Origin of the sequence: Paraburkholderia sp. BL21I4N1 (genome assembly GCF_002973525.1) — a bacterium.
GTDB lineage: Bacteria > Pseudomonadota > Gammaproteobacteria > Burkholderiales > Burkholderiaceae > Paraburkholderia.
In genome coordinates, this window is record NZ_PVEN01000002.1 from 1 (window position 1) to 26,400 (window position 26,400).

A 26,400-nucleotide genomic window follows, 5' to 3' on the forward strand; every position below is an offset into this window, starting at 1 on the left:
TCTGTCATCAAAGTGGTCCCCACTACTCGAAGTGATGGACATCACTTTGGACACTCTCAACGTCGATGTCGATACGGCCTTCAAATGACGCTTACCGTTGTTCTGCTGCTTGATGAACGCGACCTGCCGCGGGTTCTTGATCTCGCCCAAGATCTTGAGCGTCGATGCCGATTGCTGCTGCGCTTTCAATGCCATGCGCATGTAGGCCTCCGTGGCCGGCAGATGGTTGCCCATGCTCTTGCCGGCCCTGTGGGCACACTCTCCAAAAAGAGCGTTCAGCGCGACCGCCTGGCATATCAGGAGGCGCTCCACGCTCGACATGTCGCCGGTTCCGATCTGGTTGACCATATCGTTCAGGACGGATCCGAGTTCCGCGACGGAGAGCTTTTCACAAGCCATCGGGCCACCGAACATATGCATGATCTGGATCGACGCCATACCACCGTCGACAGTCATTTGCGCCTTGTGGGCGGCGCGCTTCAGGGCCTTCGCAATTTCCTCCGGGCTTGGCTCAGCAGCTTGGCTTGCGGCTTCGGGATGCGTGATTGCTGGTGGCTTGTTTTCCGTCATTGCTTACCTCCTTTACGGGTTACGTGCTCGCCTTCCGTGGCCGAAACCTCCTGCCAGATCGGACCTACAGCAGCAGCGACTTCTCCCCGTGTGGCGCCTTCCATTGCCTGCCGGGCCAGCGAGGCAAAGCACTGCATCTCCGCGCCATTGGCAGCCAGCGTCAGCAGGGTTCCGGTATTCGCGAAGCCGCGACTGCGCGCACCATCCAACAGTTTGCTGACACTTGCAAGGGACCGCGCCCGCTCATCTTCGCTGACGTTGGCGTCATAGGCCTTGATCAGGGCACTACACAGCCAACCCGACGCACTGATCTGCAACCGGCCGTCGACCATCTCGGCCAAATCACCCTCTGCGACCAGATCCATGAAATCGTTGCTCACGCGTCACCTCCTCGAGAGGACGTCACCAGATCGGCGATCAGTTCCTTGCGAGACTGAGACACCTCAATCCATTTGAGGATGAGCGTGCCCACTTCGTCGTATGAAACAACTGGACGAGGACTATTGATTTCCGAAGTGAAATTTGAATTGCTACTTTCGACATCGATGTGCACCTTGCCGGGTTCGCATGGCTTGATCACAAGGGTGATCGTCTCCGCGCACGATTGATAGAGGCGGTTGGTAAACATTTCGAGGAACGATTCTTCATCCCGGAAGTGCTTGTCAAATTCCCCATTTCGTTCGTTCCACTCGTATGCCGAGCCGAGGTCGCGCTGTTCGTCCAGCGTCAGGCCGATTTTCCACGTGACCGCATCGGTCTCCACTCGTACATGATCGGGCCGCTTCGTACGCGGCTCATTGCTGATGGTGACGTCGCGCTTGGCGCCGGTTGCCGCGGCGTCAATGTTGCTGCTTTTGCTGAACAAATTCATTTGTCATCTCCAAGGTCTTGGTTGCTAGAGGCGTCAGAACGAGCCGTCTTCGTTGACGCCTTCGCGATAGTTGATCTGGTCGAAGCCGCTATGGCGTGAAGGGCGGCGCGGTGACGAGCCGAACAGCATCTGTTTTGCCTTCGCGTTCTCCGAGGCATTGCGGTTCGGTGTGGCTTTGCCATGCACGCGCGCCGCCTGCTGGCCCTGAACGGTCAGGAGGCATTCGTCATTGTCGAAATACCAGAGACGGAACCAGCGATCACGCACGCTATTGCGGAACGCCGCACGCCAGTCGCGATATCGCTTTGATGTGTTGTCGAGATGGCGTTCGCGAAACTCCAGCCAGGCGATCTCGAGGAAGTCGTTTGGGATGCCGGCGCGCTCGGTGTACGTGTAGATCGGATCGTCTACATCAATCGCAACGTTACCGGTAGCCTTGCAGTCGACGAGGAACTCAGCCAGCGTCTGTTCTTCGCGCCGATGTTTCTGTTTCTGTAACGTTTCAGTAACGGGCAGCATTGATTGTTGGTTCATGATCTTCCTCACAGGTCCATCGTTCATGTCGTCTCGAGCGTCGCTGTCTTGGCGTGTTTTCTCGAATGCGCCAGCACTGCAACGCAAGGCAACGCAGATGCAACGCGAGGCAACGTTGCATCGTTCGACTGCAACGATTACGACGTTTCCCTCAATCTGAGTAAAACCGATCAATCGCGCGCCGGTTGCCAGGCGGTTAGTCATATCCGGCGAGAGCTGGGCGACGATCACATAGCTGTCGCGCTTGCCAACTAAATAGATATCTGCGGGGCGGCCGCCGCCAGAGTTCTCCGCCATTGGCGTAAAAGTCACCAAGCCCTCAGCGGCAAGTCGTTCAATTGCACACTTGACGCTGTCATGCTGGGGCTCGACCAATTCCGAGATCTCTCGGCTCGGCATCGTCGGTGCGGCAGGGAATGCCATGGCGCTATCGCATTGATATCGGCTTGTTCCACCCTGAATAAAAGGCTGTGTAGATGGCATATCTAGAGGGTCACCGTCTGGCGGTGTAGAGGGAGGCTGAAAAATGAGCTCTATTGCACCGTCTGGCGGTGTAGGAGAGATGGTCTCTACACCGGGAGACGGTGCAATAGAGCACGTCTCTACACCGTCTGGCGGAGTAAGGCTTGTGTTTTCAGATACGCGCTTCGCACGAAGCCAACTGACGCTCCCTGGTCGAACCCATCCAGCTTGTCCAGGCTCAGCCACGTCAATGCGTACCAGCTCGCCTTGTGCGGTCTGTGTCCCTTCACAGTCTCGAAGATCAGGCCGGCATCCAACAATTCCTGCTTCGCCCGCTGAATCGTGTCGTAGGACGTCCAACCCCGTGGCTTCAGGTGTGCCAAGGTCAGGATCATTCGCCCGTTGTCGTCCCCGTGAAACTGACGGGCGATTTCCAGCAGCAATGATTTCGCCGGGTGCGATAACTGCAGGTATGCCGCGCTGTCCAGTACCATCCAAGGTATCGGCACGAAGCCACCTGCGTCCCGACTGGACGCGCCGTGTCGCTTTGATTTGCTCATACATGCGCGGCCTCCGATTCTCGAAGTGCAGACCGCGCGTCGATATTGCCGGCGCCGAGAAGCAGAGCGAGAACGCTATCTACTGCTTCGCGACGGATACGCATTGGGGGTTTCCGCTCGGGGCCGGGAGTTGAGCTTGTATGCAACAGTACGAAAGCCGGATCGTCGGCTTGTTTGATGCTCACGTAGAGGGCCATTACTTGCCCTCCTGCGCGAGAATCAATGTAAACTTGCCGTGTCCTTGGGCGCTCGATTGGTTTTTATCGGTCGGGCGCTTTTTCATTACGCGCCTCCGTTCAGCAACGTCTGCAAATCGGAGACACGCCAGGCTAGCCGACCGTTGATGCGAACAGGCCGGATTGGGCCATTTTCGAGGCAGGCCCATTTGCGCAAGGTCTGGGGCTTACGATTAATTGCAGCGGCAGCTTCGTCTGTCGGCAAGACCTCGGGAAGTCCTGCGGGGGCCATCGGGGAATTGATTGTCTGCATTAGAAACACCTCATCGTTGAAAGTGTTTCCACTTCATTGCCGGGAAAATCGGAAATCCAGCGACAATGACCGACAACAAAAAAGCCAGCTAACCGTTATGGTTGCTGGCTTCCATGGCAGTTCAGCGGTGTGGGGATTAGGACCGCCATCCCGTTTCCCGTTTTTCCCGCGTTCTCCGCTTTGTCACTTCGATTTTTGTGCCCACCACTTGTCACCCTGAAGCGCTTCACGCTGAATGGTGTTCGCATTGTCGATTCGGCCGCGCGGTCCGTGAATCCGGCGCTTCTGCATCTCTTCCATCACACGCGCCGCGTAACCCTTCAGGCTGTCGCGGCAATCGTTCGCTGTATCGCGATCGAAGCATTCATCCGCGATCCTTCTCGCCATTGTTTGCCAAACGTCGCCGATGTCGTCAGTGGCGGCCTCACCCATTTGCCACGCAGGCATTAAGGCGGCTTCGGCTGCCACATCTGTCGGCGGCGTATGCGGATTCGTGGCGTTCGGCTCGGCAAACAGGCGGGACTTGGCAATCTCGGGCGCATGAATTTTGGCCCACTCCCGCAGTTCGCCCTTTACCAGATGAAGATTGGTCAGCCAGTCGGGCAGTAGTTTCGCCCCCTTCCAAGGTGCTCGAGTAAGCTCTTGGACCAACGGCAAAGTATTGGCGAGCGCGACAAAAAGATTTAGATATTCAGCTCGAACGACTGCGCATTTAGCTTCGCGTTCCGCGCCGGCCCACCCTTGTCGCTCGGCTATCTCTTGGGTCAGATATTCGATCCAATTGCGGGTTGTCATGCTAATCGTGTCGTCTAGCGATAGATCGTCGAATTGCTCTGACCATGGAATTAGATGCACACGCACATCGTCGGGTTTGACGGGGTACCCCCACTTTCTGGACTCTTTACTGGCGAGCGCTTCGCGGGCTCTTTGATGCGCTTCTTCGATCTCGCCGTCCAGCCATTCGATGAGTTCTGCTGTCGAGACGGTCGATTTCGATGAGTCAACGCGCGATATGTGACTCACGTTCGCGTAGTCCGAGTGCGCCACGACGTCCGCGGTGAAGTAGCCTTGATCTGCACAATCCATAAGGAACGAGATTGTGTAGTCAAAGGACTTGCCTGTTTCTTTCGCGACAAGGCGCGCGGCCTCTTGGATGGTCAAACGTTCCGCCAGACCCGTCCACTTCACGTGGCTATTTTTCATTTGCGCCCTTCCGCGCAGCCCTCAATCGGGAGCTCCTGTCAGGCCGGTGAAGGTATCCGGCTTTTCGCCCGCTAAAGCTAGGCAGGAGCTTAATCGTCAGGCCGCGTCGACAGCGTGCGGCTCTTTCCTGCTCGCTTCGGCAGAGAACACGATTCCGGCTTGTTCGAGAATCCACGCTTCGATCTTGTCATGCCAGAGTCGCAACATATCCAGCGGCCGGCGTCGGTAGTGTTTCTCGGCAATGGCGCTAGGCTTGTGCCCTTGGATCTGCGCAACAATCCCTACCGGCACTTCGCACCACTCAGCAAGCGTACCGAACGAGCGGCGCAGACCATGGAGGCTGACATGAGGCAGGGCTGCGGTGTTCAGCGCTTTCGTATGGGCGATGCGCGGCTCTGCGAGCTTCCCGTCGGCCGATGTCTTGCTCGAGAATACCCAGGGAGAGGGCACCCATTTCTTGTCGCGCTCCTTGAGCCGGCGCAACTGGCGGGTATTCGGTGGCGTCTCATTGAGTCGCTTGAGTTCGAGCAGCAGAGAGGCGAGGTAGGGTGTTAGCGGAATTGTACGGCCAGTCTCGACTTCAACCTTGTCGGCGAGTTGGAGACTGCGCCAGCGGAAATCGACATCAGCCCATCTGAGTGCGGCCAATTCCTCACGACGGGCGCCGGTGATCAGGAGCCCCTGCAGGTACGTTGATATGACCGGGTTGTCGATCTTCAGGACGGTACCGAACCATGCAGACAATTGCTCGCGTTGGAGGCAGTCGTCTTTCGCATTGCCGCGCGGCACTGCTTCCCGAACGGAGCGCGCGCTGTACGCGTCAGGCGGGACGATTCCGGCATAATCAGGCTGGTCTGCACACCAGCGGATGAACGCGCGGAGCTTCCGATACGATTGAGCCGCGTTGGTCGGGCGAATTTCAGATTCGGACTGGAGCCAAGCGGCGACCGTCTTGGCATCCAGGCCGGCGAGCTTCAGCGGCATGAGCGGGGCGAGGGGGCCGGCGACTGTCAGGCCCTTGCCGCGCTTTTTCTTCTCGCCGCCAGCCTGCGCAAGGTTTTCATGGTCCTGATAGTGGCGCTCGCTCCAGCGTGCTTGATTTGCTTTCAGATATTCCGACCAGACCTCATCGACAGCGATATCTTGGCGACGGGCGTCGGCCTTGCGGACTTCGTGGGCGGCGCGCTGCCGAACTTTCTCCTCGCGAGGATCGATGTCCCGGTCCATCAGCGCCTTGAGCCGGGCGGCTTCCTGACGTGCACCCATGCGCTCGATCTTCGCGCCGGTTGCCTTGTCGGTCGTGACATACCGCTCGAGCGGCCACGCTTCCGGCGAACCGATGGTCAGGCGCACTGTCTTGCCGAACAGTCGCCCCTCGAAGATATATGCTCGGCTGTCGGCCTTGGTGACGCGTAGGCCGAGGCCGGGCTGTTTCTTGTCCCAAAAGATCGACTGCTGGCGGTCGGGCGCGCATCGATAGCTCGCGACGCGCTCGGGCGTGAAGTTGTCTTTGTTCATCTTGTCCTACACAACGCTTCGTGTAGGCGCTGTGTAGGCAGATTATACGGAAATCAATCAATTTTTATCAACGTGGTTGAATGCGGTATTTGGCTTAGTGCCCTATGTGGCGGTATTTTCGGGCTCTTTCAAGAAAACGGATCAACACTGATAAATGTCAACTTGCTCGGCCTTCTAAGCCGAGGGTGGGGGGTTCGAGTCCCTCCTGCCGTACCAATAAAATCCATAAGGTAGTCAAAGCGCGTGGATCGTCGCGGCACTACGATACTCGCCCAGACTGCACGACTCCGCTGTTTGGAGGGGACATCCGAGCGTCAAAGTCAGCGATAAGGATTACTCTACGATCTCCGGCGCTAACTAACCGAAGCGGAAATACAAGAACGGGGGGGCAATGATTTCGACATCGATGACGAATCGCTGGCTAAGGCCACTGGCGATGCTCGCGACAGCCGCGCTGGTAAGCGCATGTGGAGGCGGCGACAGCGGAGGGGGAGGGGGAGGAGGAGCACCTTCCGTCACACTGCGGTCGATTTCGGTCACGCCCAACCCATTCAGCACCGGCGTTGGGATCACACGCCAATTGACAGCAACCGGAAACTTCTCCGACGGCAGCGCGGCTGACCTGACGGCCAGTGCGGCATGGAACTCTCTGACTCCATCGGTTGCGACAGTGTCCGCCGGCGCGGTGACGGGAGCGGCGCTGGGCGCGGCGACCATCCGGGTCTCGTCGGCGGGCGTGTCGGCCGATATCCCGATGAATGTGACCGCCAATACATGGTCGCCTGCCCAGTCAATGGACTACGTGCTCGGCTCGCTGACGCTGCTTCCAAACGGCAGCGCGTTTTCCGCGGGCGGGGACAATCTTCATCGGGGCGATGCCGAAATCTATGATCCCAATAAAGACAGTTGGTCGGAGACTGATCAACTGATGACAATCGGGAACATCGCCCTCCTGCTGACAAACGGCAAAGTACTAAGCGTGGGTGGCGTGGATTCTTTTGAAATCGGCGGCCTAAGCGAGATTTACGACCCGGCGTTGGGCCGCTGGACCACTCATGCGCCAATGTCATACACCCGCCAGGGCTTTACCGCCACATTGCTGGCCGATGGAACCGTGCTGGCGACAGGCGGCACGAACGCTACCCCGACCCAGACCCGATATGAAGAACGTTACGATCCGGTCGCCAATCAATGGTCCACCGTTCCGGGCATGATGTCGCAAAGAGTTGCGCATACGGCAACGTTGCTGCCTGACGGGCAAGTACTAGTTGCGGGTGGGCTCGGCTTTAACAGCTACTCGTTTGCCAGTGCCGAGCTCTATGACCCGGTGGCAAATACGTGGTCGCCCGCCGCAAGCATGGCTACCTCACGCGCAGAGCACACGGCAACGTTATTGCCTGGAGGCAAGGTACTCGTCGTGGGCGGCGAAACCATCGCCTTCGCAGGGAATGGTTCGCCTCCCTCGGTCGTGCTCCTTTCGAGCGCGGAAATCTACGATCCCACGACGAACACGTGGTCGTCGGCTGGGAATATGGCCACGGCCCGCGTGGAACCCGCGACACTGCTCCTACCCAGCGGAAAGGTCCTGGTAACTGGAGGGACGACAACCGGCAACGTCGCGCTGGCGAGCGCGGAAATCTACGACCCGGGTACCAACACCTGGTCGGCTGCTGGAAGTATGGCGACGGCGCTCGCGCAGCCAGCCGCAGTCCTGCTGAAAAACGGAACCGTCCTGGCTTGTGGCGTTGGCTCGACAACGCCCACTCCAGGCTGCGAGCTCTATTGGTAAAGTAAGGGCGCCCCATGCGCTGACACCGCGCGGGCTCCTGATAGTAAAAAGCCCAGCGCGGTGCTGGGCTCCTCTCAAGACAGGGCGTATTACGATGTCTCAAGCACGTCGATAGCTTCCGCGTATTTATCGACAGGGTTCCAGTCCCTCCTGCCGTACCAGGTTTCCGCTTCACGATCGGCATGCCCGTGCGCGCGCCGTCGCTACGCTTTAGCCTGCACCTCGATCGAATCCACACGATCCGGATAAAACGCCAGATGCTGTGCGATCTCTTTCACCGCCGCATACGGCGCCTCGTAAGTCCACACCGAATTCACCGTCCGCTCGCCGCCCAGCGGAATGCTGTAGTACGCGCATTCGCCTTTATACGGGCAATACGTCGCGTGCTCAGTGCGTTCCAGCAGCGCCATCTCGACGTCGGTGCGCGGAATGTAATACGCCGGCGGATACGCGGCTTCGCGCAGCACCAGCGCGTTGTCCGAACTGGCGATCTGCCGGCCGGCCACGGTCACCACAACCCGTGCGTTCGCCGGCTCGATCGTGATGGGGTGATCCGGTCCGGGGACCTTGATGGTTCTTTCAGTCATGCTGTCGAACTCCTGGATAAGTGATCGAGCCTGTCGCGGGTCGAAAAAGGTCGAGGCAGGCCGAGACAAGTTGACACAGTCTGGACACGCGCCGCGCCACAAAAAAACGGCAAAGACCGCACCTTCGCACGAAGCATACGCCGCTCGTGAAAACCCGTCGCACGACAATCCATGTCACCGGCACACGACTAGGCGAAGCCAAAAAAACGGGCAGCCGAAGCTGCCCATGAAAACGTCACGCATCGACGCGCGACCGTTGCTTGCCGCGCCCTGCTTACTGTTTGATGTTCAACGCCGCCGTCAGGTCGCCCATCGGTTTGCTGCCGTTGCTGACCAGCGCCGCGTCACGCGCCGCGATACCCGGCAGCGTCGGCAGCGAGAAACGGTGCGTGATGAAACGCAGGATCGACGTCGTGTCGTACTGCGTGTGATCGACGAAACCCTTCTTCGCGTACGGCGAAATGATCAGCGCCGGAATCCGCGTGCCCGGACCCCAGCGGTCGGCCTTCGGCGGCGCGACGTGATCCCAGAAACCGCCGTTTTCGTCGTACGTGACGACCACCATCATGTTGTTCCACTGCGGGCTCTTCTGCAGATGCGAGATCAGGTCGGCGATATGCTGGTCGCCCGATGCGACGTCCGTGTAACCCGCGTGTTCGTTCAGGTTGCCCTGCGGCTTGTAGAACGACACTTGCGGTAGCGTGCCGGCGTCGATCGCCTTGATGAATTCCGAGCCGCCCATGCCGCCGTCGAGCAGATGCTGCGTGCGGTTCGTGGTGCCCGGCGCCAGATCGGCGAAGTAGTTGAACGGCTGATGATGCGGCTGGAAGTTCGGCGCCGTCAGATTCGCGCCGTAGATCACGTTGGCCGTGCCGGTTTGCGCCGCCGACACCGCCGCGCCCCACGCGCCGCCATACCATGCCCACGACACGTTCGCCTTGCTCAACAGATCGCCGATGTGTTGCTGCGTCTGCGCCGGCAGCGTGGTCGCCTGGGTCGGATCGGCCAGATTCGCGTCGCCGCCCGACGCGGCCTTGTTGCCGCTCGGCTGATACGGCGGCTGCATCGTGTTGATCGCGTAGAAGTCCGGCGTCAGGTTGCCCGACAGCACGAATTTTGGCGCGCCGGTAATGGCCGAAGCCGGCGAGTTCGTCGCCACTTTCAGCGTCACGCCGTCGCTTTCCACCGACGAGATCGAGCCGGCCGCCGGGCTCTTATCCGCGTTCGGATAGGTCGGCGTGCACGAACAGATCAGCCACTGGTGGTTCAGGAACGAACCGCCGAATGCGCCCATGAAGAAGTTGTCGGCCAGCGTGTATTGCTGGGCGACTTTCCACAGCGGCAGCTTGTCGGCGTCCAGCGTGTAGTGGCCCATCACGAGGCCGCCCGAATCCGCCCACGCGGCGAACTTGTCGTTCTTGCCGCCGTTGATCTGCATCTGGTTCTCGTAGAAGCGGTGATACAGGTCGCGTGTCGTCGCGGTGATCGGCGTGTTGAAACCCTTCGGGTCGTCGATCGCGAACGGCGTGTTGGGCAGATTCGCGGTCATGGCCTGGGTGATCACCGGCGTCACACCGGTTTGCGTCAGGCCGTTCCACACCGGCGGCAGCGTCGCCAGCACGGTGCCGTTGCGGTCCACCTGGGTGGAGTTCGCCGCGCTCACGTTCTGCAGGCCGTTCGCGCCGGGGAAATTGCCGTACAGGTTGTCGAAGCTGCGGTTTTCCGCATAGATCACCACGACCGTCTTGATCGACGTGATGTCCGGTTGCGGAGCGATGTCGTTGCCGCCGCACGCATAAAGGCTCAATGCTGCTGCGATCGCGATAGGCGTCGCGCAGATCAGTTTTTTGTTCATTTGATGTGGTTTCTCTCTCACGCGTTGGGGACGCGGGCCTCCTGTAGTTCCTTACACGGATGACCGCCGGCGAAAGTTTGGCCAATGAATTTGACAGAAAGATGTAATTAATTACGAATTGCTTTGTTGTCTGTATTTTCGTCGGCTACATGTCATTTAAGCGACATGTAAATGAAATACGCTCGCGGACTTCACTATCGGCAACTCACATCATTCATATGCGGCCTGGTCTTGCGGGAATTCGGAAAACGGCGGTTCGGCCTGGCGCGTGGCGGCACGCGGAGTCGGCTGGAGGCAAGGGAATCGGCGGGGTGCTCGCGATCACGTTGGCGCTCGCCGGTGTGACGCTGAGCCTCGCTGCGTGCGACGCGGGCACGCCTGCGGCGAATACCGGCGTCAAGTTGGAAGCCAGCGCCGCGGCTGTGCCTGGTGCCGCATCCGCCCTTCCGGTTGCGACCCTGAACGCCACCCACGACGCCGGCCAGACCCGCGCGGAAGTTTACAAATCCGTCCAGCAGATGACGGCGCTCGGCAAGCAATTGTTTTTCGACGCGTCGCTGTCCGGCTCCGGCAAGCTCGCTTGTGCGTCGTGCCATAGTCCCGATCACGCGTTCTCGCCCGCCAATTCGCTGGCGGTGCAACTGGGCGGCAACGACATGCATCGCACCGGCGTGCGCGCCGCGCCGACGCTGAAGTATCTGCAATCGGTGCCGGCGTTCGCCGAGCACTATCACGAGTCGGACGACGAAGGCGACGAAAGCGTCGACGCCGGCCCGACCGGCGGCTTGACCTGGGACGGCCGGGTCGATCGTGGCCGCGATCAGGCGCGGATTCCGCTGTTGTCGTCGTTCGAAATGGGCAGCACGCCGGCCAGGGTGAGCGCCGCGGTTAAAGCCGCGCCGTATGCCGACGCGTTCCGCGAGGCCTTCGGCGAACGCATTTTCGATAGCGACGACGCCACCTTCAACGCCGTGCTGCAAGCGCTCGAAACCTTCGAGCAGACGCCTGAGTTGTTCTATCCGTACACCAGCAAATACGACGCCTATCTGGCGGGCAAAGCGCAATTGACGAAAGCCGAGTTGCACGGCCTGCAGGTCTTCACCGACGAACAGAAGGGTAATTGCGCGAGTTGCCACATCAGCCAGCGCACCCGGGACGGCGCGCCGCCGCAGTTCAGCGACTTCGGCCTGATCGCGATCGGCGTGCCGCGCAATCGTGCCCTGGCGGTGAACCGCGACCCGCACTTCTACGATCTCGGCGCCTGCGGTCCGGAGCGCACCGATCTCGGCGGACGCGCGGAGTTTTGCGGCATCTTCCGTACGCCGACGTTGCGCAACGTGGCGTTGAAGAAGAGTTTTTTCCACAACGGTATCTACCATTCGCTCGATCAGGTGGTGCGTTTCTATGCCGAGCGCGATACGAATCCGGAGAAGTTCTATCCGGTTTCAAAAGGCAAGGTGCAGAAGTTCGACGATTTGCCGCAGCGTTACTGGGTCAATCTGAACACCGATCCGCCGTTCGACCGCAAGCCGGGCGACAAGCCGTCGCTCGACGAAGCCGAGATCAAGGACGTAGTGGCGTTTTTGAAAACGCTGACGGACGGCTACAAGGTGGAGAGTGCGGCGGGCGGGGCTGCCAAGGTGGCCGCCACGGGGACCGCGAAGGTCGGGGCGAACTGAAACAGGCGGGGCGCCGCCAGTTCAGTATCCGGGGCTTTCGAGGATGTAATAGCAGGCGATGAACAGCAGCGCGAAAGACGCCAGCAGACAGGCGCAGCCGACCCGCGTCAGCAGGTTCGGCCAACGCGCGAGCGGCAATCCGTCCATCTTGACCATACGTCGCGCCAGACCCGGGTCGCGGCGAATCGCCACCGGTACGAGCGCAACACAAAGCAGGGCGAGTGCAACGGAGAAGGTTTCAAGGGCAAGGCGGGTATCCATGGCGAAGGTTTTGACGCGCGAAGGGCGCCGAAGCGCAATAGGGCTATCTTAAAAATTCGCACTTCAAGCCGACATGGGACTCGTCTTAAAATTAAACGCAACCGGCGCCCGTTGATCCGCGCCGTGCGTCAGGGCAGACCTCGCGGGCATGCGCGTCATGGTGTCGATTGCCGCAGATCGCTGCAAACGCGCATCGCGCGGCCACGTCGAGGGGGACATGCTATGCTTTTGGGGTCCAGATCACGAGTGGCAGCGAGCGCACTCGTCGACCGCCTGAAACACTTTCGAGGAGAAACCTTCATGTCGATGCGAACCCGTGCCCTGTTTCATCTGACCGTCGGTGGCCTGCTGCTGGGCGGTGCGCTCAGCGCGCAAGCGGCGAACCTCGGCTTTCTGAACGACACGCCGATCAGCTACATGAAGCAGCGCGACATCGATTCGGTCAAGAAAGCGGTCTTCACCGCGTTGAACGACAAGCAGGACGGCGAGAGCGCGACCTGGGTGAACGAAGGCACCGGCAACAGCGTGAAAATCGACGCGACGATCACCGTCGCGAGCACGGCCAAGGACGGTGAGCGCACGTGCCGCGACGTCGGCGTCGTGCTGAATGCGAAGGGCCAATCCATGAACCTGCGCCCGCAATTCTGCAAGCAGGGCGAGGGCAGCTGGCAACTGCAGAAAAAACACTAAGCATGCTGGCCGTAATGGCGACGCGCGCCGGCCTGCCGGCAGCGCGGCTCGATGCCATGGCGTGCGGCGGCGCGAGACAGCGATGAGCGCGCGGGTCATTTCATGCGGCATCGTGCTGCTCGATCCGGACGGCCGCGTGCTGCTAGCGCATGCCACCGAAACCTCGCACTGGGACATTCCGAAAGGGCACGGTGAAGAGGGCGAGGAGCCGCACGTCACGGCGCTGCGTGAGATGGTCGAGGAAACCGGCATCGCTATCGACGCGACGCGGCTGAAGGATCTCGGCCTGTTCGTCTACCGGCGCGACAAGGATCTGCATCTGTTCGGCGCGCGGGCTCATGCCGGTGAACTCGATCTGAGCTCGTGCACCTGCACATCGCTGTTTCCGCGCCGCTCCGACGGCACGCTGATTCCCGAAATGGATGCTTACCGCTGGGCCGCGCCGCACGAAGTCGAGCGTTATGCGAGCCGCAGTCTGACGCGGCTTTTTCAGACGACGCTGTCGCTCGCGGATTTGCATCGGTCGCTAGGCATCGTGACGCAATGAATGCAGCAGCGACGGGGTCTGCGCCGCGGACCTCGCGCTGAGTCTGTACTTCAATCGAGCGCGCGATCGTTCGGATGCGCGAACAACGCGCGATTCTGTTCCGACAGCGGAAAATTCAGATTGATGCCGTGCGGCGGAATGGGCTGCGTGAACCATTGCCGGTACAACCGTTCCGCGTCGCCGGAGGTCTGACCGCGCGCGATCACACCGTTCACGAGATTGCGGAAGGGGTCGTCGCCCTTGCGGAACATGCACGCGTAGACCTCGTAACCCAGCGGTGTGCCGGTTACCACGAAGTCGTCCGGACGCGGATCGGTCGCCTGAAAGCCGTACACGATCGGCTCATCCATCACGAACGCCACGGCCCGGTCCTCCTTGAGCGCGTTGAACGCCTCCGGATGATCGCGCGCGCTGGTGATGCGCATATTCAGATGTTTGTCGGTATTCAGGCGGCGCAGCAGGCGCTCGTCGGAGGTGCCCGCGGTCGTAACGACCGCCTTGCCCGCCAGGTCCTGAAAATCCGTAATGCCGCTGCTCTTGCGCGTGATCATTCGCACCGCGTACTGGAAGAAGCTGTCCGAGAAGGCGGCGAGATTTTCGCGTTCGACGGTATGCGTGGTCGACCCGCATTCCAGATCGATCTGGTTGTTCAGCAGCATCGGCGTGCGGTTCGACGAGGTCACGGTGATTTCGTGCACCTTCAGTTGTGGCATGCCGAGCGTCTTCTTGATTTCATCGACGATTTGCAGCGCAATGCTTTGTGAATAGCCGACCGTGCCTTTGCCGTCGAAATAAGAGAATGGGATCGACGCCTCACGCACGCCGAGCACGACCACGCCGTCGTCGTGGATTTTTTTCAGGGTGCCGGTGAGTTCGTCCGCGTGGACGGGAGCGGTGAGCGATGCTGCGATTAGCGTGGCCAGCGCCGTGAGCCGGGTTAGCCGCGTGAGCCGACCGAGCCGGTCGCGCCGCGTGCGATGAGCGAACCGTGTGGCGGCGTGCGTCATGCCGATGGCATTCACGGCGTGATCCGCACGCGCTTCATGCGCTTCACGCATGGGATGCGCGTTGCGCGCTACGTGTGTCAGCTCACGGGCACTCGCCCCGCGGCGGGCAGCAATTTTCATCGGACCTCCGGGACTGGCGCATCCGGACGGATACGCTGTCACTGTCGATGGAACATGATGCAACGAAACGGCGTGCATCCCATCAACGAGATGCACGCCGTCTTCAACTTCAGATGCGCTACGACCGGCAGTCGCTCAAGCTTACGCCGGCTTGCCCCAACTGTCGCGCAAGCTGACGATACGGTTGAATACGGGCTTGCCCGGCTTCGAATCGACGCGGTCGGCGACAAAGTAGCCGTGGCGCTCGAACTGATAGCGCTGTTCCGGCAGCGCGTTTTGCGCGCCCGGTTCGAGATACGCGTGAACCACGCGCTTCGAGTCGGGATTCAATGCGTCGAGGAATTCGCGGCCACCGGCGTCCGGTTGCGGTTCCTTGAACAGACGGTCGTAAATGCGCACTTCGGCGGGGTAGGCGGCGGCCGCGCTGACCCAGTGAATGTTGCCCTTGACCTTGTAGTTGTTCGCGCCTTCGGTGCCCGACTTGCTGTCCGGGAAGTAATTGCAATGCACCGCGACGATGTTGCCGTTTTCGTCTTTATCCGCGCCGAGGCATTCGATCACGTAGCCGTAACGCAGCCGCACTTTGTTGCCCGGGAACAGACGGAAGTAGCCCTTCGGCGGCGCTTCGTTGTAGTCGTCGCGCTCGATCCACAGTTCGCGCGAAATCGGAAACTCGCGCACGCCGTGTTCCGGATGATGCGGATGAACTGGCGCACTGCACGGCTCGCTGACGCCTTCGGGGAAGTTGTCGATGATCAGCTTGACCGGATCGAGCACCGCTGCCGTACGCGGCGCCTTGTCGTCCAGATCGTCGCGCAGCGCACCTTCGAACACGCTCATGTCGATCCACGAATCGACCTTGGTCACGCCGATGCGCTCGCAGAACAACTGGATCGCCTCGGGCGTGAAGCCGCGCCGACGCACGCCGACGATGGTCGGCATACGCGGATCGTCCCAGCCGTCCACATGGCCTTCGGTCACCAGTTGCAGCAGCTTGCGCTTGCTGGTGATCGCGTAGGTCAGGTTCAGACGCGAAAACTCGATTTGTTGCGGCAGCGGGCGCGTGAAAATGCCGGCTTCAGCCAGCTCGTTCAGAATCCAGTCGTACAGCGGACGATGGTCTTCGAATTCGAGCGTGCACAGCGAATGCGTGATGTTTTCCAGCGCGTCCGAAATGCAATGCGTGTAGTCGTACATCGGGTACACGCACCAGGCGTCGCCGGTGCGGTAGTGATGCGCGAAGCGGATGCGGTAAATGACGGGGTCGCGCATATTGAAGTTCGGCGACGACATGTCGATCTTCGCGCGCAGCACGTGTTCGCCTTCCTTGAACTCGCCGGCCTTCATGCGGCGGAACAGGTCGAGGTTTTCCTGCACCGAGCGCTCGCGGAAGCGCGACGGCGTGCCGACTTCGGAGGCCGAGCCGCGGTTGGCGCGCATTTCTTCGGCCGACTGGCTGTCCACGTAAGCCTTGCCGCGTTCGATCAGCAGTTCGGCGAACTCGTACAGCTTGTCGTAGTAGTTGCTCGCGTAGTAGAGCTGTTCCTTGCCGTCTTTTTCCCACTCGAAACCGAGCCAACGCACGGCGTCGATAATCGAGTCGACGTATTCGACGCTTTCCTTTTCCGGATTGGTGTCGTCGAAGCGCAGATGGCACACGCCGCCGTAGCTGCGCGCCACGCCGAAGTTCAGGCAGATGCTCTTGGCGTGACCGATATGCAGATAGCCGTTCGGCTCGGGCGGAAAGCGCGTTTCGACGCGCTGGCCCCACTTGCCGGTGCGGTTGTCGTCGTCGATGATGTTGCGGATGAAGTTGGATGCCGCTGGCGCGTCGTTGCGTTCGGTATTCATGCGAGAAGGTGAAAGTCGGTCGGGGCGCGCAATGCGCCCACTTATCCGTTAATTCTACCTGACGTGTCTCTTTGCGACAGGCGAGTGCGGCGCGCAGCCAACGTTCGAGCGGTCTCTACGGTTTTTCGAGGGCCTGGACGCCTGCCGCAAGCTGCGTTTAAGGTGCTGTAACAGGAGGTAAAACGGTTTGTTGGCGGGCAGGGCGGCGACTTAGGATGCGAGCGGCGTGGTTTGTCCACGGTTGGCTCCTGGCCAATGGGGCGGCCGAGGCCTTGGCCAATGCGATGCGTCAGTCAACCTGAGCGGCCGAAGCCGCTGTCCGCGCCGGCCGCACGCCCCCTCATGCCTTGCCGCTCTGCCGCCTTGCCTGAGCTTGCACTGCTCGGGCGTCGCTGGCGCCCATCGTTCCCGGAGTATCTCGGATGTCTGTCCCGACCCACGACGCGCGTCGCGCGCCTTTCGTTTCTGTTTCTCTCGCCCGGATCGTGACGGTTTCAGCCCTGCTCGCGTTCGTCACGGCGAGCCTCGCGCCGGTCGCTGCGCTCGCGAAAACGCCGCCGCCCAAAGCCGTGCTCGATGCTTCCGCGGTGGCGGCGCCGGATCGTTATAGCGCGGATGCCGCGCAGCAGATCTTCGCCGCGGGCGGCAATGCGGTCGACGCGGCAGTCGCGATGGCCTTCACGCTGGCCGTGACCCGTCCGGATGCCGGCAACATCGGCGGTGGCGGCTTCATGACCGTGTTGATGGACGGCAAGCCGTACTTTCTCGACTACCGCGAGCGCGCCCCGCAGCAGGCGACCCGCGACATGTACCTCGACGACAAGGGCAACCTGGTGCCGGGCATGAGCGTGGTCGGGCATCGGGCGGTGGGGGTGCCGGGCACCGTCGAAGGTATGTGGGAGGCGCAGCAGCGTTTCGGCAAACTGAAGTGGAAACAGGTGCTGGCGCCCGCGATCCGTTACGCCACGGACGGTTTCGTGGTCGAGCCGTGGCTGCAGCAGCGCCACGACACGGCGGCGAAAAACTTCGCCGGCAAGACCAATTTCGACGCTTACTTCTCGAATCTCAAAGCGGGCGCGACGTATCGCCAGCCCGAACTGGCGCAAACCCTGTCGCGCATTGCCGGCGACGGCGGCCGCGAATTCTACGAAGGCCGCACCGCCGATCTGATCGCGCAGCAGATGTATGGCCATGGGCTCGTCACGAAGGCGGACCTGAACCAGTACAAGGCCGTGTGGCGCCAGCCGCTCACCGCCGACTGGAACGGCTACCAGGTCGTTACCGCGCCGCCGCCGAGTTCGGGTGGCGTCGGGCTGATTCAGATGCTGAAGATGAAGGCCGATCTGAAGCAGGCTTTCGACGGCCTTGAATTGAATTCGGCGCCGTACATCCACCTGATCGCGCAGATCGAGGACCGCGTATTCGCCGACCGCCAGCAATACCTGAGCGATCCGGATTCGTACAAGGTGCCGGTCGACAGGCTGACCGACGACGCCTACCTCGCGCAACGCGCCGACGAAGTCACGCCTGACGAGGTGCCGGGCGCCACGCCGGTCAAACCCGGGCTTGGCGAGGCGTTGCCGGAAAAGGCCCAAACCACGCATTTCTCGGTGGTCGACAAGTGGGGCAATGCCGTGTCGAACACCTACACGCTGAACGGCGATTTCGGCTCGGGCGTGGTGGTGGACGGCGGCGGTTTCCTGCTGAACGACGCCATGGACGATTTCGTCACCAAGCCGGCCAGCGCGGCGCCGTCCGGCGCGAGCAGCGTTGAAGTCAACACGGTGGCGCCGGGCCGTCGCCCGCTTTCGTCGATGACGCCGACGCTGCTGCTGAAGGACGGCAAGATCGCGCTCGTGATCGGCACGCCGGGCGGCTCGCGGATTCTGACCACGATTTTCCAGGTGATGACAGACCTGGTCGACTTCAGCATGACGCCGACGGACGCACTCGCCGCGATGCGTTTTCATCACCAGTTGTTGCCGCGGAAGACGATCTATTTCGAGCCGTATCGTCCGATCACGGGTGAACTGGCCGAGCAACTGCAAGCGAAGGGCTACACGCTCGAAGGCCAGTCGTTCAACGGCGACGTGCAGATGATTCGCGTGCAAGGCACGACGCCCGAGCCGGCTGCGGACCCGCGTGGCGTGGGGGTGGGGCGTGTGATACGGTGAGGCGGGGGTTTCGCGATCGGCGACCGACGAATCGGCGAATCAACGTATCAACCAGCAACCACACCGAACGCATGAGCGGACAACAACTCGACATTCTCGTACTGCCCGGCTATCAGGGCTCCGGCGCAGGCCATTGGCAAACCCGCTGGGAGGCGCTCGATCCGGCTTTCACGCGCGTGCGGATGCCCGACTGGGATCACCCCTCGCGCGACGCGTGGTGCCGCACGCTCGACGCCGCAGTGAGCGCCGCCGACGCGCCCGTGACGTTCGCCGCGCATAGTCTCGGCTGCTTGACGACCGCGTTCTGGGCCACGCAGTATGCGAGCGCCGCGCAACTCGCGAAGGTGGCGGGCGCGTTGCTGGTGGCCGTGCCCGATCCTGCCGGCAGTCATTTTCCGCGCGACGCCAGCGGTTTCGCACCGGTTCCGCTCACGCGCTTGCCATTTGCCAGCATTGTCGTGGCGAGCAGCGACGATCCGTACGGCGGCGAGCCGTTCTCACAGACCTGCGCGAGCGGCTGGGGCAGCCGCTGGATCGGCATCGGCCCGCGCGGTCATATCAATGCCGATAGCGGACTCGGCGATTGGGATGAAGGGCGGCGCTGGTTGCGCTCGTTCGGCGAAGAGGGCTAAACAGCACGCTCTGGCGGGACACTTCCGGCACCCGTTCGTGCCTCAAATCACCGATTGCTTGCGCAACGCCGCGATCCTCGCCTCGTCATAACCCAGCACGTCGCGAAGGATGCTCTCCGTGTGCTCACCCAAGGTGGGCGGGGCCGTCAACGCTTCGGGCGGCGTGCCGCTCATCCTGATTGGATTGCGCACCAGCTTGACCGCGCCGGCCGAAGGATGCGGCAGATCGACCCGCATGCCGCGCGCCACCACCTGCTCATTCTCGAAGACTTCGCCAAGATCGTTGATCGGCCCGCATGGCACACCGGCGGCTTCCAGCGCGGCGATCCACTGATGTTTGCCCTGTAGCCGCACCATGTCGGCAAGAATCGGCGCCAGCGTTTCGCGCTGACGCACGCGGGCCGGGTTGGTGGCGAAGCGCTCGTCGTCGGCCAGTTCCGGGCGGCCGCCCGCTTCGACGAACTTGCGGAACTGCCCGTCGTTGCCGACCGCGACGATGATCCAGCCGTCGCGGGTCTGGAAGGTCTGGTAGGGCACGATGTTCGGATGCGCGTTGCCCCAGCGCACCGGCGGCTGGCCGCTGGCGAGGAAGTTCGAATTCATGTTGGCGAGCATGGCCACCTGCACGTCGAGCAGCGCCATGTCGATGTATTGACCTTCACCCGTGCGATCGCGATGCGTGAGCGCGGTCAGCACGGCGACGGTCGAATACATGCCGGTCATGAGGTCGGCGATCGCGACGCCGGCCTTTTGCGGACCGCCGCCCGGCTGGCCGTCGCGCTCGCCGGTAATGCTCATGAAGCCGCCGATGCCCTGCACGATGAAGTCGTAGCCCGCGCGTTGCGCATATGGCCCGGTCTGCCCGAAGCCCGTCACCGAGCAGTAGATCAGATCCGGCTTCACTGCCTTGAGCGACTCGTAGTCCAGACCGTACTTCCGCAACTGGCCGACCTTGTAGTTTTCCAGCACCACGTCGCTTTGCGCGGCCAGTTCGCGGATGATCCGCTGGCCTTCGGGCGAGGCGATGTCGACGGTGACCGAGCGCTTGTTGCGGTTGGCCGCGAGGTAGTACGCGGCTTCGCGCGTGTCGGCGCCATCCGGCGTTTTCAAGTACGGAGGGCCCCAATGCCGCGTGTCGTCGCCGACCTCGGGACGTTCGATCTTGATCACGTCGGCGCCGAAATCGGCAAGCGTCTGCGCGCACCACGGCCCGGCGAGCACACGGGTGAGGTCCAGCACGCGGATATGACTGAGAGCGCCCATGTTGTTCGATGTCTCCTAGGTAGCCGAAGCGGCGCGCAAGGCGCCGCGGATGGAGGCAATCTTAAGCGATTCCCGCGCGCCGCCGCAGTCGGCCGAACGGCATAGGACGAATCGAGCAAGCCGTTTGCGCCCGCGTGTCTCGCGCTGCCCGTTCAAACCTGGCCGAACGGCCAACTGGCGCACGGCCCGTCGCGCAAGGGCGCCGATCCCGTATAATCGGTCGGTTAAGAAACAAACAGTTGGCGCATCCCACGATGCCGCCGGTAACAGCCAGGGAACTGGCAAACCCGTCCCCCGCACGCTATGAAAGCCGCCGAAATCCGCGAGAAATTCCTCAAGTTCTTCGAATCGAAGGGCCATACGATCGTTCGCTCGTCGAGCCTTGTGCCCGGCAACGACCCGACGCTGCTCTTTACCAATTCGGGAATGGTGCAGTTCAAAGATGTGTTCCTCGGCGCCGAATCGCGTCCGTATTCGCGTGCCACGACCTCGCAGCGCAGCGTGCGCGCGGGCGGCAAGCATAACGACCTGGAAAACGTCGGTTACACCGCGCGTCACCACACGTTCTTTGAAATGCTGGGCAACTTCTCGTTCGGCGACTACTTCAAGCGCGACGCGGTCCACTATGCGTGGGAATTGCTGACGGGCGTCTACCAGTTGCCGAAAGACAAGCTGTGGGTCACCGTCTATCACGAAGACGACGAAGCACACGACATCTGGGCGAAAGAAGTGGGCGTGCCGGTCGAGCGCATCATCCGCATCGGCGACAACAAGGGCGCGCGCTACGCGTCGGACAACTTCTGGCAAATGGCCGACGTCGGCCCGTGCGGCCCGTGCTCGGAAATCTTCTACGACCACGGCCCGGACGTGTGGGGCGGCCCGCCGGGATCGCCTGAAGAAGACGGCGACCGCTACATCGAGGTGTGGAACCTCGTGTTCATGCAGTTCAGCCGAGACGCGCAAGGCAACATGACGCCGCTGCCCAAGCAATGCGTCGACACCGGCATGGGCCTGGAGCGGATTGCCGCCGTGCTGCAGCACGTGCACAGCAACTACGAGATCGACCTGTTCCAGGCGCTGATCAAGGCCGCCGGCCGCGAAACGGGCGTGACCGATCTGACCAACAATTCGCTGAAGGTGATCGCCGATCACATCCGCGCGTGTTCGTTCCTGATCGTCGACGGCGTGATTCCGGGCAACGAAGGCCGCGGCTACGTGCTGCGCCGTATCGTGCGCCGGGCGATCCGTCACGGCTACAAGCTGGGCAAGAAGGGGTCGTTCTTCCATCGCATGGTGCCGGACCTCGTCGCGCAAATGGGCGAGGCGTATCCGGAGCTGAAGGAAGCGGAACAACGCGTGACCGACGTGTTGCGCCAGGAAGAAGAACGCTTCTTCGAGACCATCGAACACGGCATGTCGATTCTCGAAAGCGCGCTGGCCGACCTCGAGGCGAAGGGCGGCAAGACGCTCGACGGCGAACTCGCGTTCAAGCTGCACGACACGTACGGCTTCCCGCTGGATCTAACGGCGGACGTCTGCCGCGAACGTGAAGTCACGGTCGACGAAGCGGCCTTCGACGAAGCCATGGCGCGTCAGCGCGAACAGGCGCGCGCGGCGGGCAAGTTCAAGATGGCGCAAGGCCTCGAATACTCGGGCGCGAAGACCACATTCCACGGTTACGAAGAAGTCGTTTTCGACGACGCCAAGGTGATCGCGCTGTATGTCGACGGCGCGTCGGTGCAGGCAGTCGAACACGGCCAGCAGGCTGTGGTGGTGCTCGACCACACGCCGTTCTACGCGGAGTCGGGCGGCCAGGTCGGCGACCAGGGCGTGCTGGCCAACGCCAGCGTGCGCTTCGCGGTGGCCGACACGCTGAAGGTGCAGGCCGACGTGGTCGGGCATCACGGCACGCTCGAGCAGGGCACGCTGAAGGTCGGCGACGTGGTCAAGGCGGAGATAGACGCGGTGCGTCGTGCCCGCACCGAACGCAACCACTCGGCCACGCACTTGATGCACAAGGCGCTGCGCGAAGTGCTCGGTTCGCACGTGCAGCAGAAGGGCTCGCTGGTCGACGCGGAGAAGACCCGTTTCGACTTTGCACACAACGCGCCCATGACCGACGACCAGATCCGTCAGGTCGAAGCGATCGTCAACGCCGAAGTGCTGGCCAACGCGCCCGGCATCGTGCAACTCATGCCGTACGACGAAGCGGTGAAGGGTGGCGCGATGGCGCTGTTCGGCGAAAAGTACGGCGACGAAGTGCGCGTGCTCGACCTCGGCTTCTCGCGTGAATTGTGCGGCGGTACGCACGTGCATCGCACCGGCGACATCGGCTTCTTCAAGATCGTGATGGAAGGTGGCGTGGCGGCGGGTATCCGTCGCGTGGAAGCGATCACCGGCGACAACGCGGTGCGCTTCGTGCAGGACCTCGACGCGCGCATCAACGCGGCGGCGGCGGTGCTGAAGGCGCAGCCGTCGGAACTGACGCAGCGCATCACGCAGGTGCAGGATCAGGTGAAGTCGCTCGAGAAGGAATTGAGCGCGCTGAAGTCGAAGATGGCGTCGAGCCAAGGCGACGAACTCGCCGGTCAGGCCATCGAAATCGCCGGCGTGCATGTGCTCGCGGCCACGCTGGAAGGCGCGGACGTCAAGACGCTGCGCGAGACGGTGGACAAGCTGAAGGACAAGCTGAAGAGCGCGGCGATCGTGCTGGCTTCCGTCGAGGGCGGCAAGGTCAGCCTGATTGCTGGCGTGACGTCCGACGCCAGCAAGAAGGTCAAGGCGGGCGAGCTGGTGAACTTTGTCGCGCAGCAGGTCGGCGGCAAGGGCGGCGGCCGGCCGGATATGGCTCAGGCTGGCGGTACCGAACCGGCAAACCTGCCTGCCGCACTGGCTGGCGTAAAGAGTTGGGTCGAAACGCAGCTTTGATTGGCGTTTGATTGAGCCATGCGGGCCACGCGGGGCGCCGGGGTATCGGCGTGCCGCGTGGCCTAAGTTTTTTGTACTGGCGTTTCAGCGCGAGCACTGTACGGCGGGCGGTCCATGGTTCACCGTGCGAAACGCCGCGCGTCTTCTGCCATTGAGGGCGCTTGCGTTAGCGGCCTTCTCGGTCGCCGGCGCACACAATCATGCTGCCGCCGGCACAAGCGGTCAGACTGCCGCTGGCGCAGCAGCATCCGCCGCAGACTCCACCTCTCCGTCCTTCGCCGTCAGTGTCTTCTTCAGCGCGTTGAGCGCGGACGAAAAATGCCCGCGACGCCACACCAGTAGCGTCTCGATCGGCTCGATTTCCGGCAGCGGGTGAACCGCGATATTGCTGGAATCGGCCAGCAGGTCCAACACCGACCGCGGCGCGACCGCCACACCCGCACCGGCCGCCACGCACGCGACGATCGCGTGATAGGAGCCCAGCTCCAGCACGCGCGCCGGCCGCACGCCGTGCTCCAGATACCACTTCTCGATGTAAGCGCGGTAAGCGCAGCCATGCTCGAACGCGACCAGCGTCGACAGCGCGATATCTCGCACTTCCCGAATCTGCCGATGCTCACGCGGCGTCAGCATCACCAGCTCTTCGGTGAACACCGGCACCGTCTCGAACAATTCGCCGAGCGCGGCCGGATCGAGCGGCTCCGCGACGAGCGCCGCGTCCACTTCGAACTCACGCACGCGCTCGATCAGCTTGCCGGTCGTGCCGGTTTCCAGTTCCAGCGCCACGTCGGGCCATTGCGTGTGATAACGCGCGAGCAATCCGGGCAGACGGGTGGCCGCGACGCTTTCCATCGTGCCCAGACGCAGACGCCCGCTTGGACGATCTTCCCGCACCGCATGACGCGCCTCGTCGGCGAGGGCGAGCAGGCGTTCCGCGTAGGGCAGCAGCGTCTCGCCGGCCGGCGTGAGCACAAGCCGGCGGCCGTCGCGGATGAACAGGTCGGTGCCCAGTTGCTCTTCTAGCTGCTTGATGCGCGTGGTCACGTTCGATTGCACGCGATTGAGCTTGGCAGCGGCGCGCGTCACGCCGTTTTCTCGCACGACAGCCCGAAATATGGTCAAAGCGGCCAGATCCATGATCTCTCCTGGCGATGATTGATATCGTAATTATTCATTTTTAATGATTGAAAGGTCAAGCTAATATGCAGTGAATCCAACCTGAAATGGTGGCCGCGAACCGGTCACCGTCTACCGACATGCTCGCGAACCAACTCGCCTCCGATCCTTCCGACGCGCCTGGCCGCGCCGCCGAAAATCATGCCGCCCGTCGCGCGGCGCTGGCCTGCATGGTGACGCTGGCCGTCGCGCTCGGCATAGGGCGGTTCGCCTTCACGCCGTTGTTGCCGTTGATGCTCCACGGCAGCGCGTACGGTCAGCCGCAGATCGATATCCAGCATGGTGGCTGGCTGGCGTCGTTTAACTATGCGGGTTATTTCGTGGGCGCGTTGGCGTGCGCGGCGCTGCGGCGGGTTGACGCGGCGCACATGGTGCGGGCGGGGCTCGTGCTGACGGTACTGTTGACGCTGGCGATGGGCGTCACGAGTCAGTTCTGGGTGTGGGCGTTGGTGCGCTTCATCGCCGGCGCGGTGAGTGCGTGGACGTTCGTTTTCGCTTCGCAATGGGGGCTGCGGCGGCTGCACGAGCTCGGCGCGCATGGGTGGGGCGGGGTGATTTATACGGGGCCGGGCGTGGGGATCGCGGGCACCGGTTTGCTGGTCAGCGCCGCGGGCGGGTTTGGACCCACGGTGGGATGGATCGGGTTCGGGTTGATTGCGGCGGTTTTGTCGGCGGTGGTGTGGTCGGTGTTTGGCGGTGCGTCGGGCGGCGGGGCGGTGAATGCGAGTCCGCGGCCGGGTTCGGTGGCGCATGCCGGGACGCAGCAGGCAGCACCCCAGCACGCGGCAACCCAGCACGCGGCAACCCAGCGCGCAACAACCCAGCGCGCAACAACCCAGCACGCAGCAACCCCGCACGCAGCAACTCAACACGCAGCAACTCAACACGCGACAACCCACCCCCTGTCCACCCGCGTCCCACACCGCGCCGACGCCTTCTGGCTCGTCCTTCTCTACGGCGTGCCCGGCTTCGGCTACATCATCACCGCGACCTTCCTTCCCGTGATCGCGCGTCACGCGTTGCCGGGCTCGTCATGGCCCGACCTGTTCTGGCCGATGTTCGGTCTGGCATTGATCGTCGGTGCCTTGCTGGCGGCGCGCTTGCCGCTGCACTGGGACAACCGCACCTTGCTCGCGGGCTGCTACATCCTGCAGGCCGTCGGCATCGCGCTCGGCATCGTGTGGCCGACCGCCGGCGGCTTCTCGCTCGGCAGTATCCTGATCGGCCTGCCGTTCACCGCCATCACGCTGTTCGCGATGCGCGAAGCGCGGCACTTGCGCGGCGACCATGCCGCAGGCTTGATGGGCTACGCGACAGCCGCGTACGGCATCGGTCAGATCATCGGTCCGTTGGTGGCCGCGCCGATCGCCGGGCACACCGGCTCGTTTTCATTGGCCTTGTGGTTGGCGGCGGGCGCCTTGTTGCTCGGCGCGGTCGGTCTGATCGCGGTGGCGCACTGGCCGCACGGCCGCAGTCGCATGCCCGATTGCGGATGCTCGTGATGGCGTGAGAGGGCGGCCAAAAGACAGACGGCCCGCCTCCAGGGGCGGCGCGAACAACAAGCAACTTGCCGCCCTGCCGAAAGACCAAATTCCCTCGGCACACTAAAATGACCGCTTCCCCGTCATCCCAAC

General features: G+C 62.3%; 23 protein-coding genes and 1 tRNA gene. 9 read left to right on the forward strand and 15 right to left on the reverse strand.

The features are described from left to right. From B0G83_RS06305 to B0G83_RS06345, 8 genes are all read right to left on the reverse strand, one after another. The coding region (locus tag B0G83_RS06305; RefSeq protein ID WP_146120165.1) for a hypothetical protein at positions 1 to 570 on the reverse strand (570 nt) is incomplete at its 3' end. Next, positions 567 to 950 (reverse strand): hypothetical protein, encoded by a 384-nt coding sequence (locus tag B0G83_RS06310; protein ID WP_105506617.1) that lies wholly within the window; start codon positions 948 to 950, stop codon positions 567 to 569. The genes B0G83_RS06310 and B0G83_RS06305, both read right to left, overlap by 4 nt. Next, a complete protein-coding gene (locus tag B0G83_RS06315) occupies positions 947 to 1,441 on the reverse strand; it encodes a hypothetical protein (protein WP_105506618.1) in 495 nt (164 codons plus the stop codon). The genes B0G83_RS06310 and B0G83_RS06315 overlap by 4 nt, the downstream gene beginning before the upstream one ends. Positions 1,442 to 1,474: 33 nt before the next feature. Further along, positions 1,475 to 2,398: a hypothetical protein gene (locus B0G83_RS38050; RefSeq protein ID WP_146120166.1), complete on the reverse strand. Its 924-nt coding sequence runs from the start codon at positions 2,396 to 2,398 to the stop codon at positions 1,475 to 1,477. A 179-nt stretch (positions 2,399 to 2,577) separates the two neighbouring features. Continuing rightward, positions 2,578 to 2,997, reverse strand: coding sequence for a hypothetical protein (locus B0G83_RS06325; protein WP_105506620.1), 420 nt, complete (start codon positions 2,995 to 2,997; stop codon positions 2,578 to 2,580). Positions 2,998 to 3,279: 282 nt separating this feature from the next. Then, positions 3,280 to 3,486, reverse strand: a complete 207-nt coding sequence (locus tag B0G83_RS39070) for a helix-turn-helix domain-containing protein (protein WP_105506622.1) — start codon at positions 3,484 to 3,486, stop codon at positions 3,280 to 3,282. Between the two features lie 183 nt (positions 3,487 to 3,669). Next, a complete protein-coding gene (locus B0G83_RS06340; RefSeq protein WP_105506623.1) occupies positions 3,670 to 4,689 on the reverse strand; it encodes a hypothetical protein in 1,020 nt (339 codons plus the stop codon). 96 nt (positions 4,690 to 4,785) lie between these two features. Beyond that, on the reverse strand, positions 4,786 to 6,207 hold the full coding sequence (locus B0G83_RS06345) for an integrase family protein (protein WP_105506624.1): 1,422 nt from the start codon (positions 6,205 to 6,207) through the stop codon (positions 4,786 to 4,788). Between the two features lie 106 nt (positions 6,208 to 6,313). On the opposite strand from B0G83_RS06345, the gene B0G83_RS38480 reads away from it, so the two are divergent. Then, positions 6,314 to 6,423, forward strand: a tRNA-OTHER gene (locus B0G83_RS38480). Between the two features lie 220 nt (positions 6,424 to 6,643). Beyond that, positions 6,644 to 7,996, forward strand: coding sequence for a kelch repeat-containing protein (locus B0G83_RS06350; RefSeq protein ID WP_258167832.1), 1,353 nt, complete (start codon positions 6,644 to 6,646; stop codon positions 7,994 to 7,996). A gap of 203 nt (positions 7,997 to 8,199) precedes the next feature. Here the strand turns inward: B0G83_RS06350 and B0G83_RS06355 are convergent, their stop codons facing one another. Together B0G83_RS06355 and B0G83_RS06360 are read right to left on the reverse strand one after the other, a co-directional pair. Further along, on the reverse strand, positions 8,200 to 8,583 hold the full coding sequence (locus B0G83_RS06355; protein WP_105506626.1) for a DUF427 domain-containing protein: 384 nt from the start codon (positions 8,581 to 8,583) through the stop codon (positions 8,200 to 8,202). 274 nt (positions 8,584 to 8,857) lie between these two features. Further along, positions 8,858 to 10,438: an acid phosphatase gene (locus B0G83_RS06360; protein ID WP_105506627.1), complete on the reverse strand. Its 1,581-nt coding sequence runs from the start codon at positions 10,436 to 10,438 to the stop codon at positions 8,858 to 8,860. Between the two features lie 218 nt (positions 10,439 to 10,656). Between B0G83_RS06360 and B0G83_RS06365 the strand changes: the two genes are divergently transcribed. Then, positions 10,657 to 12,117 carry a cytochrome-c peroxidase gene (locus tag B0G83_RS06365; protein ID WP_105506628.1) on the forward strand — a complete coding sequence of 487 codons (1,461 nt, stop codon included), beginning with the start codon at positions 10,657 to 10,659 and terminating at the stop codon, positions 12,115 to 12,117. Between the two features lie 21 nt (positions 12,118 to 12,138). Here B0G83_RS06365 and B0G83_RS06370 read toward each other — a convergent pair whose 3' ends face one another. Next, positions 12,139 to 12,378, reverse strand: coding sequence for a hypothetical protein (locus B0G83_RS06370; RefSeq protein WP_105506629.1), 240 nt, complete (start codon positions 12,376 to 12,378; stop codon positions 12,139 to 12,141). Between the two features lie 300 nt (positions 12,379 to 12,678). On the opposite strand from B0G83_RS06370, the gene B0G83_RS06375 reads away from it, so the two are divergent. Further along, positions 12,679 to 13,068, forward strand: a complete 390-nt coding sequence (locus B0G83_RS06375) for an RT0821/Lpp0805 family surface protein (protein WP_105506630.1) — start codon at positions 12,679 to 12,681, stop codon at positions 13,066 to 13,068. A gap of 82 nt (positions 13,069 to 13,150) precedes the next feature. Continuing rightward, positions 13,151 to 13,615 carry an NUDIX hydrolase gene (locus tag B0G83_RS06380; RefSeq protein WP_105506631.1) on the forward strand — a complete coding sequence of 155 codons (465 nt, stop codon included), beginning with the start codon at positions 13,151 to 13,153 and terminating at the stop codon, positions 13,613 to 13,615. A gap of 50 nt (positions 13,616 to 13,665) precedes the next feature. On the opposite strand, the gene B0G83_RS06385 is transcribed toward B0G83_RS06380, so the two are convergent. Then, positions 13,666 to 14,742, reverse strand: a complete 1,077-nt coding sequence (locus B0G83_RS06385; protein WP_105506632.1) for a transporter substrate-binding domain-containing protein — start codon at positions 14,740 to 14,742, stop codon at positions 13,666 to 13,668. 141 nt (positions 14,743 to 14,883) lie between these two features. Then, positions 14,884 to 16,593, reverse strand: a complete 1,710-nt coding sequence (locus B0G83_RS06390) for a glutamine--tRNA ligase/YqeY domain fusion protein (RefSeq protein ID WP_105506633.1) — start codon at positions 16,591 to 16,593, stop codon at positions 14,884 to 14,886. Positions 16,594 to 17,015: 422 nt separating this feature from the next. Between B0G83_RS06390 and ggt the strand changes: the two genes are divergently transcribed. Continuing rightward, positions 17,016 to 18,767, forward strand: coding sequence for a gamma-glutamyltransferase (ggt, locus tag B0G83_RS06395; RefSeq protein WP_105506634.1), 1,752 nt, complete (start codon positions 17,016 to 17,018; stop codon positions 18,765 to 18,767). A gap of 71 nt (positions 18,768 to 18,838) precedes the next feature. Next, positions 18,839 to 19,399: an alpha/beta hydrolase gene (locus tag B0G83_RS06400; protein ID WP_105506635.1), complete on the forward strand. Its 561-nt coding sequence runs from the start codon at positions 18,839 to 18,841 to the stop codon at positions 19,397 to 19,399. Between the two features lie 42 nt (positions 19,400 to 19,441). Here the strand turns inward: B0G83_RS06400 and B0G83_RS06405 are convergent, their stop codons facing one another. After that, positions 19,442 to 20,662 carry a CaiB/BaiF CoA-transferase family protein gene (locus B0G83_RS06405; RefSeq protein WP_105506636.1) on the reverse strand — a complete coding sequence of 407 codons (1,221 nt, stop codon included), beginning with the start codon at positions 20,660 to 20,662 and terminating at the stop codon, positions 19,442 to 19,444. Positions 20,663 to 20,965: 303 nt separating this feature from the next. On the opposite strand from B0G83_RS06405, the gene alaS reads away from it, so the two are divergent. Next, a complete protein-coding gene (gene alaS, locus B0G83_RS06410; RefSeq protein ID WP_105506637.1) occupies positions 20,966 to 23,590 on the forward strand; it encodes an alanine--tRNA ligase in 2,625 nt (874 codons plus the stop codon). Positions 23,591 to 23,812: 222 nt separating this feature from the next. Here the strand turns inward: alaS and B0G83_RS06415 are convergent, their stop codons facing one another. Beyond that, entirely contained in the window at positions 23,813 to 24,727 is a 915-nt protein-coding gene (locus tag B0G83_RS06415) for a LysR family transcriptional regulator (protein ID WP_105506638.1), read from the reverse strand. A gap of 119 nt (positions 24,728 to 24,846) precedes the next feature. Here B0G83_RS06415 and B0G83_RS06420 point away from each other — a divergent pair, with 119 nt between their 5' ends. Further along, positions 24,847 to 26,268, forward strand: a complete 1,422-nt coding sequence (locus tag B0G83_RS06420) for a YbfB/YjiJ family MFS transporter (RefSeq protein ID WP_258167756.1) — start codon at positions 24,847 to 24,849, stop codon at positions 26,266 to 26,268. Positions 26,269 to 26,400: the final 132 nt, after the last annotated feature.